The sequence below is a fragment of the Photobacterium nomapromontoriensis genome (genome assembly GCF_050336815.1).
Classification (GTDB): domain Bacteria; phylum Pseudomonadota; class Gammaproteobacteria; order Enterobacterales; family Vibrionaceae; genus Photobacterium; species Photobacterium nomapromontoriensis.
Genome location: NZ_JAKJSL010000025.1, coordinates 119,930 through 135,930, shown reverse-complemented (window position 1 = coordinate 135,930; position 16,001 = coordinate 119,930). Strand labels below are relative to the sequence as shown.

Sequence of the window (16,001 nt, the reverse complement as noted above, 5' to 3'; positions counted from 1 at the left end):
AGTTACTTTCCATATTGTGAAGATATTCCGCCTACTAAAAGGTAGCGCCGGAATAAAGTTCGATAGCAAGGCAATTTGTGAGTCGAGCGAAGGAGTTTAGCCTGCTAAATGACTGAGCGAGAGAGCAAATAAACACAGCTAGCGGGCTTTATAACCAGCGGAATGTTTTCAAACAGAATTTGCTTGGCGACCATAGCATTATGGACCCACCTGATCCCATGCCGAACTCAGTAGTGAAACGTAATAGCGCCGATGGTAGTGTGGGGTCTCCCCATGTGAGAGTAGGACATCGCCAGGCTTCAAATTGCTTAAGTGCTGAATAGACACGCTGCGGAGCGGTAGTTCAGTTGGTTAGAATACCGGCCTGTCACGCCGGGGGTCGCGGGTTCGAGTCCCGTCCGCTCCGCCACTATACTAAGCCCGAGTCTGATGACTTGGGCTTTTTTACATCTGTTGAAAAATGAATAGATGCTGCGGCGCGATAGTTCAGTTGGTTAGCCTTTTTACTTTCTAAATATTCATCCGAAATTATGGGTATGATTATCGTATATATAAGCAAGGTTGGATTTTTGTTCAGCTATGTTTTCTATACTTTACTGATCAATTGTAGGAGGTAGATATGAAGTTCATGATAGTCAGTATTTTTGTGCTCTTCAGTATAATCGGGTGCTCAAGCCAAGCGGTTACTGAATATTCAGTAACCCAAAACTGGGTAGGATTAGCCCAGTATGATGTGGAAGCGGGTCGTAAGGCGCGTTCGGCTGACGATCTCACTAAGTTAGGGGCCACGGAACCGACACAGAAAGATGCATACTGGTCTGCGTATACGGCACATGTGAAAGAGTACTGTAATCCAGATAATGCCTATAATGCAGGCCTTCTAGGCAAGCCGAGAAATAATGTGTGTATTGACAGTACTCCGCAAGGCTGGATATACGAAAAAAATTGGGAAACAGGTCGAGAGGGTAACAGTTTTTAATTTAGAGTGGTTGAAAAGCTGAACGTTAATCTGATGGTAGGCACTCGCACCTTCATGGCCTTCGCGGTAAGATACGCGCATTATTTGCTGTGAAATTTTGCCAGGAATGCTGATGACTGTAACCGCTAATGACTCGTCGCAAGTTGATAATGACCTACTGACTGAAATTGCGATTGCCTATTATCAAGATGGTGCCACGCAGGAAGAAATATCCCAGAAATTTGGCATGTCCCGAGCCAAAATTGGTCGGCTATTACGTCGTGCACGTGATGAAGGTGTGGTTGAGATCACCGTTAAATACCACCCTGTTTTTAGCGAAAAATTAGAGCAGCAGCTGATTAGCCGGTTTAATTTGAAACGGGCATTGATTGCGCTCGATCAGCCAGATGATGAAAGCCAGCGCCAACAAGTAGCGAGTTTAGTCTCCAGTTATCTTGCCTCGACGTTAACCGATGATATGGTTGTTACGGTGGGGCAAGGACGTAATATTGCGACGATAGCGAGCCATATCGGGGTTGTACCACATAGGAAGTGCCGCTTTGTGTGTGGTATCGGGGGGACACACCGCTCAGGTAATGCGATTAATGCGGATCATATTTGTCGATTATTGGCCAAGAAATATGGCGGGATCAGTGAAACGCTTTATGCGCCTGCCTACGTCGAAGATATTACGGTTAAAGATGCATTCATGAAAAACGGCACGGTAAAGGAGACGCTGGATCGGGCGCGACGTGCTGATGTGGCATTGATTGGGGTCGGAGATATGAATGAAAACAGTCATATGGTCAAACTGGGCTGGTTTACGCCGCAGGAAATTGTCGAAGCTCGTATCCGAAAAGGCGTGGTCGGTGATATTGCTGGTTATGACTTTTTTGATAGCCAGGGGCAGCGTGCCGATACCATGATGAGTGACCGAGTCATTGGGTTGAGTATGGAAGAGCTGCGTCATATTCCGACCGTTGTTGTCACTGCGGCAGAGAATAGTAAAGCGTTAGCGTTGTTAGGGGCGCTACGTTCAGGTGTTGTTGATGTTTTGGCAACCAGCGTCAGTAATGCGTTAACGATCCTAAATCTCGATCAACAAATGAAATAACCACCGCGGTTATATCGTATCGATCCACGTTATAGGATCTCGTATTAAGCTGTCTTAGGACAGCTTTTTTATTGCTTGCTATGATGAAAGATGATTGTAGTGAGGGCAAAGGATGCGGCAGAAAATACAACAAGGATTGATGGTACTGGTGTTATGGGCTGCCTGTACTCCGGTTTTTGCAAGCCCATGGGAGAAGGTGAAGCAACCCAGTGATGGGGTGTCTGAATCTATCGGTACGTATAATAATGGCTGTATTTCCGGCGCTGAATCGTTGCCATTGGTCGGCGAAGGCTATCAGGTAATACGTGCTCATCGTGGGCGTTATTATGGTCATCAAGACATGATCCGCTTTCTTCATGATCTTTCCCGTGGGGTACATCAGCTTGAGTTAGGTCAGTTATTGGTTGGTGATATTGCGATGCCCAGAGGTGGACGTTTTTCATCGGGGCATGCCAGCCACCAAACCGGATTAGATGCCGATATTTGGTTGAAGTTAACCGATAAGCCTTTAACCGAAACAGAGTTGGTGGATGTGCAGCCATTGCCGATGGTGCATGTAAAGCAATATAAAATTAATGATGAAAACTGGGGGACCAATCAAGCACTCTTGCTTCAGCTTGCTGCTGCGGATGAACGGGTTGCGCGTATTTTTGTCCACCCGGTCATCAAAGAGCAGCTGTGTCAGCGGGAATGGACTGACCGGGATTGGCTACGTAAAGTCCGGCCATGGTGGGGGCACTATTACCACTTTCATGTCAGACTGAATTGTCCGGAAGGCAATAGCAGTTGTAAGGCGCAAGGAGCACCGCCTCCAGGAGATGGGTGCGGTGTCGAGCTTGCGTCGTGGAAGCCCAAAACAGAAAAGAAGTCGAATAAAGCGAAGCAAGTGGTGAAGGCGAAAAAGAAAGTACCGCCTAAGCCGCCGGAGCAATGTCTGGTATTGTTAAATCAAGCCTCATAAAAAAAGCGCCGAAAGGCGCTTTTTTCAGGTCAAATTGGAGCAACTTATCAAGCTAGCCCTTGCAGGGTAACGAATTTTTCAAGCAGCTCGTCTTCGGTCTCGATATGATCCGGATCGGTAATGATGCAATTGGTGATCGGACAGACCGATTGACAGGTCGGTTTGTCATAGTGACCTTTGCATTCTGTGCATTTATCCGGATTGATCTCGTAGATCTCTGCGCCCATCACGATAGCTTCGTTAGGGCATTCAGGATCGCACATATCACAGTTGATGCATTTGCTGGTGATGAGCAGTGCCATAACGCTTATTGACCGTCTTTAGGTGCGTGTGGGTTACGGGTGTTCTCACCAGAGTTTAGATTACGCATCAATAGACCGAAATCCAGATCCATATCTTGAGGCACAGGAATAAACACAAAGTGGCCGTTGCCTTTTGCATCATCAATGACTTCTGATTTACGGTTTTCCATATTCTCAAGCGTGAAAATCACGTTGCCTTTTGGTGTCATGACTTCAAGGCTGTCACCCACCACGAATTTGTTTTTCACTTCAACTTCAGCGAGATCACCGCGGCGCTTACCGGTGAATTCACCAACAAATTGTTGTGAGTCAGAGATTGAGTAGCCGTAATCATAGTTCTGGTAAGTATCATGGGTATGACGACGTAGGAAGCCTTCGGTATAACCACGGTGTGCCAGGCTTTCCAGTGTGCCCATCAGGCTATCATCAAAAGGTTTACCCGCAACGGCATCATCAATCGCTTTACGGTAGACCTGTGCAGTACGAGCACAATAGTAGAATGATTTGGTACGACCTTCAATTTTCAGTGAGTGTACGCCCATCTTAGTCAAACGCTCTACGTGCTGAACCGCGCGCAGATCTTTTGAGTTCATGATGTAAGTACCGTGCTCATCTTCAAATGCCGCCATTTTTTCTTCAGGGCGATGTGCTTCGCTCAGAAGAATGACTTCATCCGTTGGTTTACCTAGGCCCAGAGTATTGTCTGGACGCTCTTCTGCTTCTTGTACCTGAACGGCGGCAGCATCTTGAACTTCAACGATTTGGCCTGCATCGTTTTCAGTGGCTTTCTCTGTCTTGTATTCCCAGCGGCAAGCGTTGGTACAAGTACCTTGGTTAGGGTCGCGTTTGTTGATGTAACCAGATAGCAGACAACGGCCAGAGTAAGCCATGCACAATGCACCGTGAACAAAGATTTCCAGCTCGGTATCTGGGCAATGTTCACGGATCTCTTCGATTTCTTCCAGTGACAGCTCACGAGAAAGGATCACACGTTCAACACCCTGAGTCGCCCAGAATTTAACGGTGGCCCAGTTTACCGCATTGGCTTGAACTGACAGGTGAATAACGACGTCCGGGAAGTTTTCACGGACCATCATGATCAGACCTGGGTCAGACATGATCAGGGCGTCAGGGCCCATTTCTACAATCGGCTTCAGATCGCGAATGAAGGTTTTGAGTTTAGAGTTATGTGGCTGAATGTTACATACCACGTACAGTTTTTTACCTTGAGCGTGGGCTTCATCAATCCCGATTTTAAGGTTTTCGTGGTTGAATTCGTTGTTACGAACGCGAAGGCTGTAACGTGGCTGGCCAGCGTAAACAGCATCTGCTCCATAGGCAAACGCATAACGCATGTTTTTTAGGCTGCCCGCAGGCGATAACAATTCAGGTTTAAACATAGCTCTTATTATCCAGTGTCTGATTGCAAATCAGGCCGTACCACGACAGGATACGGAAGTGAGGCGGGATTTTACTGTGATTGGGTAGTGGTTGGCAACCATATGTCAAAAGCCCCCGCAATCTGCGAGGGCTTTATTCGGTTAGCTTTGAATTAAATTAAGTTGATGGGTAGATTGCTTTTTACTGTGTGCGATCCACTTTTTCACTGTCTGATAACCCGGCGCTGAAATTTCCACATGGTAGTTGCCTACCGGTAACGGCATACCAGCGCGGTAAACAGGCTTGATGTTAAGTACGCGGATCTTCGCGTCTTGCACATTGGTTTGAATAGTGAATGGCAGTTCTGCTAAAGCGCCACTCTCAGCGATGGCTTTGCGCTGCTCTTCCAGTGCCTGACGCTGATCGGGATCAATGCTGCCAGCGCTTGTCGGTGCAATTTTGGCGTAGACGGCTTTATCCATCTCATTGATCGGCGTCATCGCCGTTTGTTCGAACAGCTCAAATAGCTGGAAGTTGTTCTCAAAGGCAAAACCAACGGGTTGGATTGCAGGCTGAGCGTGCAGCACCCAGGTAAGCAAGGTGGAGCCCGCAGGGGATACCATCTCATCGATTTGCTTCAAGAAATACCCCGTGGTGGAGTTGTCATCGGTAAACTTTGACTTACCCAGACTCAGCGGCAAGATGAAGATCAAGGCAATAACGGCAATACCTAACCCGCTCTCAATCCATTTATGTGTCTTGCTCTGGTTGGCGTTATCGATGACTTCGTCATTGTAACTGAGTAGTTTCCAGAACTTGAATGGCAGTTTGACGAATGTGACCAGCACTAGGAATAGTGATAGTGACATAGAAATTGGCGGCACAATGATGGAGCGCAGTGCATTCTTGCCGTCTTCAGCGAGAGGTGCACCGTTTTCAAATTGGCTTTCGGCCGATTCCATATAGTTCAGCCAGTAGTCACGTTCCCGTTTTACATTGACCATGATGACATGATCATAGAATTGCTTGTTGTTCCAAGTCGCCAGCATTGGGTTGACGTAAAAACGCTCGCCCATTTGGCGCTTAATATGGGCTTGAATATCAGCATGTCGCTGGAATTGGTCAAAGGTTAAGCCGGGTTTCATATCAAGATCGCGCTTAGCCATCGCATCCGCCCAGCGGCGTTTGGTTTCGCTGACGATTTTCGCTTTTACTGCGTTCTTAAACACAGTGATTTGGGCGACAGACCAGTTCTTCGGTAACGTTAGGCCTTCTTGCTGGACGCGGTGTTTGATCTTGGCTGTGGTGGTTGGGTTTTTACGGAAATCACTGAGTGTGGCAATCCCCATTGGGTAGCCAGTTTCGCGTTTGAACTCAGGTTGCATCAATAACAGTACCTTAGGGGTATAGTTACTGACACTGCTTGAGTAAACCCATTTTTCTGTTTGTTCGCCAGCATCACCCGTGGCAATTTCCAGACCCGCCAATATGGCCGAGATACCGAGGCTCATCACGGTTTCTTTTAAGGTTGTCGTTCCTTTTACCCGGCTCTTTTCTTTGATTAACCAGTAGTCCATCTCTTTGTACGGTAACCCGTATTTGCGTAACGTGGACTTATAGTCGCTCAGGTTGTTTTCTATACAGCGGTTATAGCGTTCGGCTGAACCATCACCGTAGCGTTTAATACAGCGGTTTTGCTCATCGAAATAGCCGGAAATTTTAGGTGCCAGATTTTGACTCTTAGCTTCTGCTCTGGCGAAGAAGGCTTTTTCTGCGCCTTGATAGTCTTTCCAGCCTTTTAATATTTGGGTTTCAACTTTACTCCACGCTTCATTGGCTTCGCGAGTGCGGCTATTCATGGCATTTTGATAGTCGCGGCTGGCTTTGTGGTATTGATCCCAAGAGGCACGCACTTGCTGACGCATGTCGCTATATTTAGCGTAGTGCTGATCAAACTGTCCCCCGGCGCGGTTAATTAAGTAGCGCTCAACAATCGGTTTTTTCTGGTTATCAACGGCTTCCAGAAAAGCATCATTACTGTAGATCAGTCCGCCCATTAAGGCTAAGAAGGTCATTTCTGACGGTGATGTTGCATGCTCACTATCGTAAGGGATCCCTTCTATTTTCAGCGCATTATGCGCCAGACTGGAGCGTAATACGGTCGAGAAAAAGGCATCTTTACGTTGATCAGCCGTTGAGGGTTCGACAATAAAGCGATCGACGATCCATTTCTGGCCAAAGAAGACGGTTGGCCAGACGACAAGGGCGATCGCAATCATTGCCGGTAGCGCAATCCAAAAACGTTGGGCGAGGCGACGAACGACGATCAGATCGATCAGGAGTAAAGTGACACCGATACCGGAAATGGAACGGCCAAAAAGCTCGGCTAAGTGCAGAGATTCATTTGATAAGCCATCTCCTCCTGCAACTTCAACCAGTCGAGCATTAAAAATGACTTCTGGGATCAAATAGAGTAAGGACAAGACAAAAAGAGTGATTGCCAGCCAGCGGGGTTTCAACTGCTTCATGGTTTAGGCCCTAGTTTGGAATAGAAATAGAAATGGGGTCAAACATCACGTCAATTTTGACGTCTTGTTGTACCACCGGCTTGGTTGAAATAGGTTTGGCTTTACGCACCGGCTTTGATGCAACTGGTGTGGTGTCATAGATTGAACGCACCTGATCATTGATATTCAGGTAGTTGTCGTCAGCCATGTATTGCTGTTGCAGATCCAGCTGTGAGAAATCAGCATCGTTGGGTAAGCGTTCAATCAATTTACCCAGCGCCGTGGTGGCATGGTACTGACCTTTGCGGATCACTAGGTTGGGTTTGACGGCAAGACAGGTACGGTACTTGGTCCCGTCCATCAGCGCGGTATCAGGCAGAGCAGCCCCTTTTTTGGCCAGTGCAGCGAGTCGCTGACGATGATAGTTGTCGCCATTGATGGTGTAGGTGACAACCTGCATACCCAGTACGTGAGCTCGGCTGTAGATAGTACGGTAGCGCTCAAAGCTACGGATATCGACATGCAGGCCGCTGTTAGTACCCAGTTTCTCCGCTACTTTTGCCGCAGAGAGTTTTGCTGATTTTCGGTGACGTGATTCATAGCCGCTGGCATAGTCGATTAAACGGCGATTTTGCTTGTACATCGCATCATTGCTGGCTGCTCGGCGCATATCGCGTTTGAAAATATCAATGGAGGTAGGATCTGGATCCCAGATGTAACCTAAGTAAACGTCAGAGTTGACCTTACGCATATATTCCAGTTGGCCAATATCCATTGAGCTGAAGTAAAAGCTACCCGGTTCAAGCAGGAAGTTGGCACTGTTATTGAGCTGACGCAGTTGCTTATGAGTGGCATCCCCTTTGATCTCAATATTCAGTTTTTGGCCCGGAAACGCTTTGCGCCATTCGGTGGTCAAATTACTGACGAAAGGCGGGACTTCATCGGTTAGTTGACCGTGGGGATCGCGAAGTCGGGAACTGCGCCACTCTTTATTGGTCATCGATGAAATACGAAAACGTTCGCCGTTCCAGCGGCCAACGGATTTGCCTGTCATGGCATCGTGATGTGCAACCCAGCTGTCGTCACGGTTCACTCGGGCATCAATTTCGACTTCATCAAAGCCATTGACCATGGCTGATGAAATGGCGTTCAGTGAGTTTTCGGTATAGCGAAAGTCACCGCGATGGGAACCGACTTTGATCGGGCAATTATCGGCAAGAAAGCCAATATCACCGCCTAATGTCATGTAGAGATTACGATCGGCCAAAGCCCGTTGAATATCCACCAATTCGGCTTCGCTGTAGTTGAGATTACGCCCCAGATTTCCTTCGGCATCGAGAGGGAAATGGCTAAGCGCTTTCAGTCCGCTATTGGCAACATCTGGTGAAGTGGCGCAACCGGACAGGACTAAGCCTGCCAGAGTGAGCATAAGAAAGTGAATGGCTTTCATGATGTTAAATGGGCTCTATATGCGAATTAATGGAATTAAGTTGGGCCTGAGTGGCATCGTGATGATCGGCATATTCTTCTTCTTGCCGTATGCCTCGTCGTTCCGCGCGATCACGCAGCGCTTCGGTCTCATCAACCGCATCAAGACAGTCATCCAGACTGTCCTGACGTTGGTAGCATTGCATCAGATCGCTCAGAAGCGTGTCGAAGCAGTGTTGATGATTGGCTGTCGCATCGTGCTGATCGGCAAAACCGATCAGCAGGTTCTCTTGGCCTGTTTGAAGTTCATTGATATAACGGCGTTCAACGCGTTGCGCAGCCTGATCGTGCCAAATAGCACGAACGTTTGAGAGGGCATCACCGTAATTGGCGAGGTGGCGGCGCAGGTTATCGAGATCACTGTGCTGATCATCGCGCAGTGATTGGTAGTAGTGAGGATCAAAACTTGGCATCGAGCATTCCCTTAATGAGTCAAGAGCGGCATATCGAATGCCGCCAGCAGATCAGCTTTTGTATCGAGGGCACCACGGAGCTGATAGCTTTGAGCCTCAATATCATCAAGTTGAAAACCAAGGTGGCGATTGGTCGCTTCTTCGGTGTCATTATGCTGATAGAGTGAGGACAGCGTTCGGCTGAGTTGCTCAACGATCTGGCTCCATTCATTGAGTAGACGGTCGATCTCATCAGCGTGTGCGGCTAGCTCTTGCAGACGGTCTCCGGCTTGGTTAAAGCGGTCAAGGGCGGTGGTCGCCCTGTCCTGTTGCTGTCCGGTGAGCTCGATACCGGTTCTGGCATCGGCGAGCGATGCTTGACTTCCTGCAACCTGTTTTCTTGCCTTGTTCAGGGTATTTGCTGCACGCTGTTCAGCAACTTGAGCTTGAAGCAGGTGAGCCTGACAGCTATTCACATGAAGCTGCGCACTGGCCACTCTGGCTCGTTCGGCAGAGGTATCAGGATAACGGGTTTCGGTACGATAGCTCCCATCAGACTGGCGAACTTGTACATGCTCTATTTGCGATTCTTTCCAACGTAATGCTTGCTCTGCTGAGTTGAGTTCACTTTGGGCGCTGGCCAGAGCTTGGGCGGCCCGCTGGGTATTCTGACACGCTATTTCCCAGGCGTTATATGCCCGTTGTTGCCAGTCGTTGGCTTTATCGAGCTGTGCACTCCAGAACTGACGCTGCTCAGCGGCATACTGTGAGTGTGACTGTGCCGCGTTAAGCCGTTCACGACCTTGCTCTTGCTTGCTGAGGTTATGACGCTGGAGTTCACGCAACTGCTGACGGAATTGGCGTTGTGCCTTTTCCCGTTCGCGCAGACGCTCTTCGTTTGCGGCGAGATCGGCAGCCGCCCGCTCACTGTGTTCCAGTGATACGGTATGGATGCGGTGAACCTCTTCCATGTATTGTTGGCAAAAATACAGACATTGCTCTGTCTGGTATTTGATCTCAGTAAACTGGCTAATCAAGAGGATGGGGATCATGGTGTTGCTTCCTCATCACGCTGTCGAAGATGATGGGCCTGAAGCCCATCAATATGATCTTGCAGGTTGCCGTGCCATTGCATGAGTTGGTGGAACTGGATTTCCGCCTCATCGGCACCGATACCCTGATAAACTTCACGCAGAGCCAACCAGCGGCTTTGCAAATCGTTGAAATTTTCATCGATTGCTTTAGCGAGTCGGTTGAGCTCTGTTGCCAGCGAAGCGTAGGCTTGCTGATCGGTTGAGTGGTTAGTCTTCATTGAGGTATCTCCTCAGCAGTACCTGACGATGCTGGAGGGGTTCAATGAACCCCGGCACCAGCGTATGGATCTGCAGTAATTCTTCGCCCAGCTCGGCCAGGTGGGGCGCGATCTCGCGCCGTTGATCCGGGCTAAGGCGTGCCTGTTGTTCTTCCGCAAGTTCGAACCAGTTAAGCTGGCGTTTTTGCATCTCTTCGCGAAAGGTATCCAGTGCATCTATAAAGTGCTTCATTTGCACATCGACATCATCAAGCGACATCTGGCCTTACCCCCAGTTTTCCATACGTTGCAGCAGGGCGTTAACCTGTGCTTGATATGTTGACATATCTCGGTAGCAATACGGTTTGAAATGCATTGGGCGGTTTTGCATTTGATCGATGTAGAGCGCATTGATCGGCTCTTTACCGTCCAGCTGCAACTGCGCCGCGTGACGCATTTTTAGTAAGGCGAAACTATCATCTTCTGACATTTGCAGGGCCACTTTGTGGCGGATACTGTCGATATCGGTGCGGTTGAGCATTTTTTGTAGTGCGCGCACGCTATCAATGGCTACGATCAGATGAATACCCAGCTCGGCACCATTTTCAATGATGGTTACGAGTTTGCTGGTGGCCGGTGACGGTTCACTGACACCAAAGCGACCCGGTTGCATCTGCAGCTCGGTGGCTCGCTGGGTTTCGTTAAGGACAACGAAAATTGATGGCAGTGCAGCGATGTCGTCTTCATCTAATCCTTTGCGGCGATCCAATTCGGCGATGATCTCAGTCAGTGTCTGATCGAAGATGCTGGCTTTCTCAATGATCTCAACAGGGCTGTTTTGTTCGGCCACACTGGCAGCCATGACGCCATGCCATGGCGATCCTTTTACGCTACGGTCGTAAACAACCGCACGATATTGGTCGTGGGCGAAATTGACAGGGAGCTGACTCAGTACGCTTCCGAGCATGCCCAAGCGAGCCTCATTACTGTCACCGACAAAAAGTAGGTGTTCGTGAGGACGACGGCGCAATACTGCACGCGCATGGCCATGAATATTCAGCTCTTGCCCTAGCCAGAATACCGATGGTGACTCAATCGGGTACCATTCTTTTTCTTCCAGACCCTGCTGGTGAGCTTCACGGGCAGCAAATGCCATCCATTCCGATTCATCAGGTCGTGCAGCGTGATTCAGCAAGGCGGCCAGCTGCGGGTTATCGGCTAACTCTGGTTGGCCGGCACCATCAAGTAAGATGGCCTTGGCTGGCGTAATGAGTTCGGCTTGCTGTTGCCATTTGGTCGATAGTGCGTCAACCAGTGCAATTCGGGTGTCGTTATCGAGGAAGGCGACGCGTCCGGCGATGTTACGCTCATCATCACCCGCGCCATCATTGATCACAGCCTGGCCTGGCTCTTTACAAGCGCGTAGCAGGCGTTTGCCGTTATGGCCAAACTCTTGCAATGCGGTGACATCGGCAGCGGTCATTTTCATACCGACCCGAAGGTGGATGTTACCGAAGATATGCTGCTGCTTTTGCATGCCCGGTGCGCCAAAGCGCTGTGAGCCGACAAACATGTGGATTCCGGCACTGCGCGCCTGTGCGGCAAGCTTGTACATCAACTCTGAACCCAGGCCTTCGCGGTCATCTTCAAACAGCACCTGATATTCGTCGACGATCAACATCACGCGTGGCAGTTTGCCATTGGGTGAGCCGGCATCACGATAGCCCGTGAAGTTGGTTACCCCAAGCTGCTGGAACATTTCATTGCGACGTTCCATCTCTTCTACCAGTTCAGCAACCACACTACGGGCTAGCTGCGGCGACGTCTTGAGTGATACGACTTTAGCATGAGGCAGTTTTGGATAAGACTGGAATTCGACACCTTGCTTACCGTCGATCAGATAGAACTGTAGCTCGTCAGGTGAGTATTGGCAGGCCAAGCCCATAATAAAGGCATGGTACAAATACGATTTACCGGCACCAGTCGTTGCACCTAGCATCCCGTGGGCGCTGTTACGGCCATCTTTGCTTTCACCGAACCAGATTTCAAGGTCGTTACGGCGTGAGCCGGATCCTCCAATGGCACAACGTAGCTCGCGTGAGGCATCCCCTTGCCACAAGCTATCAGTATGCGTATTCACCACATCACTGAACGCCAGTTTACGTTCTTGAGGTTTGGCCTTGGACAGGCTATCGAAGAATGCACTGATGGTTGTATCAGAAGGGGTTTCGGTACTGAACACGCCGTCATTCAGGCAATCGGCTGCAGATCGCTTGGCATAGAAGGTTGATCGTGATTTGAATAGATCTAATGAAGTGCCATTCGGGTAGGATTGCTCTTTGTCTAAGTGCAGGATTACATACTTACCCGTATCTGCGGCATTGTTGGCAATCGAGGCGAGTAATTCGATGGCACGTCGGTCGTAACCGCTCGGGAAGTTAGCGGCAATAATGAATTCAAAGCGTTCGTTACTGCGGATGGTCTCATCAATATCGTGTAGACGTTGAGTGGCCTGATCAAGGTAAGTCTGACGGATCCGCAATGAATCATCTTCGATCTCTTCCAGTACGCGTGAAATATCTTTTTCAATCATACGCTTATGTGGAATGTTCTTATTGTATAAGAAAGACTTACCGCTGTTAGCCGGATCAAGCAAGCAGTACTGACTGGTGTAAGGCAGGTGCGTATTCAGGCGCAGTACCAGATCATGTACTTCATTGAGTGTATTGTAATTATCGCTGTTCTTGATGATAAAACAGTTAGATGTCGCCATAAACGGCTGCATCACTGGAAGCGGATAAGTACTGCCATTTGGCAGGGTCAGTGTCTGGTAACCCGATACGATATGGTCTGGCAGTAATTGTGTTTCAAAGGTGTAGTTGGCCCAGTCAACCTTATTGAAATCCGCGCGCAGTGCGACAGGCAAGGCTTCCAGCGTTGCCTTCATTTGCTGGAGTGACTTAGCTTCACGTTCTTGTTGTGCCGATTGGTGTGCGGCCATGAATGCAGGGAGGTGGGCGGCATGGGCATTCGCATGTTCGACCATTTGTTGGCGAGTGTGTACCCAGCTGGTTTTTTGCTGGTCAAAGGCCGCTTTCTTTGCTTCTACCTGTACCTGATGTTCCGCCAGAGAGGTGTATGTTTCACCTTTTTGTTCACATTGGTTACGAAGGATGATTTCGATATCGTCATTGCTAAACATGGTTTATCTCAACTGCAAAGTAACGAACGCGGCCACGGCGCCCATGAATAAGGTGGTGAGGGTGAGTTTTTTAATCAGCGCTTTTTTACGCAAAGCGGCTTTTTGAATTGCCTCTTCTTCGGCTTTTTTCTTGGCTAGCGCTTCGTTATCTGCCTGTACTTGGAGCTTGCGGCGAGTGGCCACAATCGCTTTTTCGGCGTTATTAAGTGCTTGTTTAGCGTCTTCCAGTGCAGTATGTGCCGTTTTAGCATCCAGGCTGCTCTGGTTCATCAGCTTACGGGTGGCTTGATGCTGTTCGAATGTGTCAGGATACGCCTGATTGAAATCATCCATCTGATGTGAAGTCAGGTAATGTTTACCCAGTATCCCCGCCGCCATTGGCATCGAGTTCTTGGTCAGCAGTGCTGTGAAATCCTCTTCCACTAAGCTGCTTTGTTTACCGAGTTTTTGGGTATAGTTCTCAATGTCATTGGTATAAGTGTTGGCTTGTTGTTTTTCGGTGTTATGCGTCGTGATGCCCGCGATGAGCTGCTTGAGTTGCGCATCGTACTGGCTGACAGTGAGTGAGTTGTTCACAGCGGATATATCCTCGTCTCTGATGTTTAACGGGCTCCTAGCCCTAGTTTCAGTGAGTATGATTATTTTTTAGTGCGTACACTAATCTACTTGGTTGTCAATTGCAAATAAACTGTTGATATGTTTGGCTATTGTTGGGTATTTGTTGTCACGGTAACCGAGGGTGAGAACCGGGGGTATTGAGCTAATTACGGGGTCGATATCAAGATGGAGCGTATGCGCCGAGCGAATAACAAGGAAGGGTGAACGGGGAAATATAGTGCCATATTTGCATTTATAGATTGACGTTTCACAGTAACAAAAAGCTTTTTGATCGGCGTACTATGCTTATAGCGTATTTACCCATCTAGAAATAAAAGGTTCACTTATGGAAAGTGATAGCGGCAATATCCTCTTTCATATTGTTTCAGTGTTTAGCAATATGGTGTGGCAAATTTTTTGGCCGCTTGCATTCGGCCTCATTCTCTCGTCTTTTATTCGCCATCTTTTACCCGTTGAAACGGTGGCAAAGCATTTGGGGAAAACCAATGTAAAAAGCCTATCGTACTCGACCGTGTTGGGTATGGTTTCCTCTTCTTGCTCTTATGCTGCAGCCTCTTTGTCTCATACACTGCTTAGCAAAAAATCCACGTTAGCCAATGCCGTGGCTTTTTTGGTATCCAGTACCAATTTGATTGTAGAGATGTTCATTGTATTGGTCGCTTTACTGGGCTGGACCTTCTTGTGGGGAGAGATATTGGGCGGCTTGATTTTGATTGTCACCGTCGCGTTTTTATTTCAACGATTTTATCCCAAAGATGTCGAAGCTGAATTGCGTCAGCACATTGCAGCAGAGCAATCCGGTAAGGCGATGCAACATGGCCATAGCGACTGCGGCATGGACATGTCAGCCATGAAGCACGAAGAGAGCGACTGCGGCATGGACATGTCGGCCATGAAGCATGAAGACAGCGACTGCGGCATGGACATGTCAGCCATGAAGCATGAAGACAGCGACTGCGGCATGGACATGTCAGCCATGAAGCATGAAGAGAGCGACTGCGGCATGGACATGTCAGCCATGAAGCACGAAGAGAGCGACTGTGGCATGGACATGTCGGCCATGAAGCACGAAGAGAGCGACGGCGGCATGGATATGTCATCCATGTCTCATGGTGCAATGAAAGATCAGCCATCATCCCCTTTTATGGATAAAGTGACCAAATCTGCTGGATTCTTCCAGATGGATTTATCGATGATAGGTAAAGAGATCGTCATTGGTGTTGTGGTCTCCTCCTTGTTGATTGCCATTGTGCCGATGGAAGGATGGCGGATGCTGTTTATCAGTAACGATGTTAATTTACCGGCTTGGCTGCATTCTTTTCTTGATGTGATTATCGGTATCTTTGTCGCGGTGATTGCCTATGTCTGCTCCGTGGGTAACTTGTTATTGGCCGCGGCGTTGTGGCATGGCGGTATTTCATTTGGTGGTGTAATTGGTTTTATCCTGTCAGATGTTTTAACCATTCCGATGACCCACGTTTATCAAAAATATTATGGTAAGCGGCCTGCTAAGTGGATGGTTGGTTTGCTATTTGTTGCGATCTTATTTACCGGCCTCTGTGTCGATGCCATTTTCAATGGGTTTAATATTGATGTAGCAACCCAAGGATTACGCGCCATTCATCAAGATGGATTTGGCTGGAATTTCACGACGGTCATGAACTTGATTTTTATTCCTTTGTCTATTTGGTACTACCGATTAGGCCAGAAAGCCAATGCGGGTATGGGCATGAGTATGTGATTGGCTAGAGTGATTGCGGTTAAGCCGCCGAACAATAAATGATGTAG

General features: G+C 48.5%; 14 protein-coding genes, 1 tRNA gene and 1 rRNA gene. 6 read left to right on the top strand and 10 right to left on the bottom strand.

The features are described 5' to 3' along the window. The first annotated feature begins 182 nt into the window (after positions 1-182). The 5 genes from rrf (at position 183) to mepA (ending at position 3,033) form a co-directional block, all read left to right on the top strand. Positions 183-298: ribosomal RNA gene (rrf, locus tag L4D12_RS10570) — 5S ribosomal RNA — on the top strand. 34 nt (positions 299-332) lie between these two features. Continuing rightward, a tRNA-Asp gene (locus L4D12_RS10565) sits at positions 333-409 on the top strand. Between the two features lie 210 nt (positions 410-619). Then, on the top strand, positions 620-979 hold the full coding sequence (locus tag L4D12_RS10560) for a DUF2799 domain-containing protein (RefSeq protein WP_428447798.1): 360 nt from the start codon (positions 620-622) through the stop codon (positions 977-979). A 112-nt stretch (positions 980-1,091) separates the two neighbouring features. After that, the gene (locus tag L4D12_RS10555) at positions 1,092-2,072 is read left to right on the top strand and encodes a sugar-binding transcriptional regulator (RefSeq protein WP_428447797.1); all 981 of its coding nucleotides are present in this window, start codon (positions 1,092-1,094) and stop codon (positions 2,070-2,072) included. 112 nt (positions 2,073-2,184) lie between these two features. Continuing rightward, a complete protein-coding gene (gene mepA / locus L4D12_RS10550; RefSeq protein ID WP_428447796.1) occupies positions 2,185-3,033 on the top strand; it encodes a penicillin-insensitive murein endopeptidase in 849 nt (282 codons plus the stop codon). Between the two features lie 47 nt (positions 3,034-3,080). Here mepA and L4D12_RS10545 read toward each other — a convergent pair whose 3' ends face one another. The 10 genes from L4D12_RS10545 to L4D12_RS10500 all read right to left on the bottom strand — a co-directional run bounded on the left by L4D12_RS10545 (position 3,081) and on the right by L4D12_RS10500 (position 14,171). Then, the gene (locus L4D12_RS10545; protein ID WP_428447795.1) at positions 3,081-3,335 is read right to left on the bottom strand and encodes a YfhL family 4Fe-4S dicluster ferredoxin; all 255 of its coding nucleotides are present in this window, start codon (positions 3,333-3,335) and stop codon (positions 3,081-3,083) included. 5 nt (positions 3,336-3,340) lie between these two features. Then, a complete protein-coding gene (trhP, locus tag L4D12_RS10540) occupies positions 3,341-4,735 on the bottom strand; it encodes a prephenate-dependent tRNA uridine(34) hydroxylase TrhP (RefSeq protein WP_428447794.1) in 1,395 nt (464 codons plus the stop codon). A 141-nt stretch (positions 4,736-4,876) separates the two neighbouring features. Beyond that, on the bottom strand, positions 4,877-7,243 hold the full coding sequence (locus L4D12_RS10535; RefSeq protein WP_428447793.1) for a peptidase associated/transthyretin-like domain-containing protein: 2,367 nt from the start codon (positions 7,241-7,243) through the stop codon (positions 4,877-4,879). A gap of 10 nt (positions 7,244-7,253) precedes the next feature. Next, complete coding sequence (locus tag L4D12_RS10530) at positions 7,254-8,672, bottom strand: glycerophosphodiester phosphodiesterase (RefSeq protein WP_428447792.1); 1,419 nt, start codon at positions 8,670-8,672, stop codon at positions 7,254-7,256. Between the two features lie 4 nt (positions 8,673-8,676). After that, on the bottom strand, positions 8,677-9,123 hold the full coding sequence (locus L4D12_RS10525; RefSeq protein WP_428447791.1) for a hypothetical protein: 447 nt from the start codon (positions 9,121-9,123) through the stop codon (positions 8,677-8,679). An 11-nt stretch (positions 9,124-9,134) separates the two neighbouring features. Further along, a complete protein-coding gene (locus L4D12_RS10520) occupies positions 9,135-10,154 on the bottom strand; it encodes a coiled-coil domain-containing protein (protein ID WP_428447790.1) in 1,020 nt (339 codons plus the stop codon). Then, entirely contained in the window at positions 10,151-10,414 is a 264-nt protein-coding gene (locus L4D12_RS10515) for a hypothetical protein (RefSeq protein WP_428447789.1), read from the bottom strand. Before L4D12_RS10515 ends, L4D12_RS10520 begins: the two co-directional genes overlap by 4 nt. Further along, the gene (locus tag L4D12_RS10510; RefSeq protein WP_428447788.1) at positions 10,404-10,673 is read right to left on the bottom strand and encodes a hypothetical protein; all 270 of its coding nucleotides are present in this window, start codon (positions 10,671-10,673) and stop codon (positions 10,404-10,406) included. The genes L4D12_RS10515 and L4D12_RS10510 overlap by 11 nt, the downstream gene beginning before the upstream one ends. A 6-nt stretch (positions 10,674-10,679) precedes the next feature. Next, complete coding sequence (locus tag L4D12_RS10505; RefSeq protein ID WP_428447787.1) at positions 10,680-13,595, bottom strand: FtsK/SpoIIIE domain-containing protein; 2,916 nt, start codon at positions 13,593-13,595, stop codon at positions 10,680-10,682. Positions 13,596-13,598: 3 nt separating this feature from the next. Continuing rightward, a complete protein-coding gene (locus L4D12_RS10500) occupies positions 13,599-14,171 on the bottom strand; it encodes a hypothetical protein (protein ID WP_428447786.1) in 573 nt (190 codons plus the stop codon). Between the two features lie 367 nt (positions 14,172-14,538). On the opposite strand from L4D12_RS10500, the gene L4D12_RS10495 reads away from it, so the two are divergent. Next, positions 14,539-15,954 carry a permease gene (locus L4D12_RS10495; RefSeq protein WP_428447785.1) on the top strand — a complete coding sequence of 472 codons (1,416 nt, stop codon included), beginning with the start codon at positions 14,539-14,541 and terminating at the stop codon, positions 15,952-15,954. The last annotated feature ends 47 nt before the right edge of the window (positions 15,955-16,001 follow it).

Excerpts from the sequence above, each read along its gene's own strand:
- L4D12_RS10555 (WP_428447797.1), top strand. The coding sequence starts at position 1,092 with ATGACTGTAACCGCTAATGACTCGTCGCAAGTTGATAATGACCTACTG.
- L4D12_RS10510 (WP_428447788.1), bottom strand. The coding sequence starts at position 10,673 with ATGTCGCTTGATGATGTCGATGTGCAAATGAAGCACTTTATAGATGCA.
- L4D12_RS10520 (WP_428447790.1), bottom strand. The coding sequence starts at position 10,154 with ATGATCCCCATCCTCTTGATTAGCCAGTTTACTGAGATCAAATACCAG.
- L4D12_RS10560 (WP_428447798.1), top strand. The coding sequence starts at position 620 with ATGAAGTTCATGATAGTCAGTATTTTTGTGCTCTTCAGTATAATCGGG.
- L4D12_RS10525 (WP_428447791.1), bottom strand. The coding sequence starts at position 9,123 with ATGCCAAGTTTTGATCCTCACTACTACCAATCACTGCGCGATGATCAG.
- L4D12_RS10495 (WP_428447785.1), top strand. The coding sequence starts at position 14,539 with ATGGAAAGTGATAGCGGCAATATCCTCTTTCATATTGTTTCAGTGTTT.
- mepA (WP_428447796.1), top strand. The coding sequence starts at position 2,185 with ATGCGGCAGAAAATACAACAAGGATTGATGGTACTGGTGTTATGGGCT.
- L4D12_RS10545 (WP_428447795.1), bottom strand. The coding sequence starts at position 3,335 with ATGGCACTGCTCATCACCAGCAAATGCATCAACTGTGATATGTGCGAT.
- L4D12_RS10505 (WP_428447787.1), bottom strand. The coding sequence starts at position 13,595 with ATGTTTAGCAATGACGATATCGAAATCATCCTTCGTAACCAATGTGAA.
- L4D12_RS10530 (WP_428447792.1), bottom strand. The coding sequence starts at position 8,672 with ATGAAAGCCATTCACTTTCTTATGCTCACTCTGGCAGGCTTAGTCCTG.
- trhP (WP_428447794.1), bottom strand. The coding sequence starts at position 4,735 with ATGTTTAAACCTGAATTGTTATCGCCTGCGGGCAGCCTAAAAAACATG.
- L4D12_RS10535 (WP_428447793.1), bottom strand. The coding sequence starts at position 7,243 with ATGAAGCAGTTGAAACCCCGCTGGCTGGCAATCACTCTTTTTGTCTTG.
- L4D12_RS10515 (WP_428447789.1), bottom strand. The coding sequence starts at position 10,414 with ATGAAGACTAACCACTCAACCGATCAGCAAGCCTACGCTTCGCTGGCA.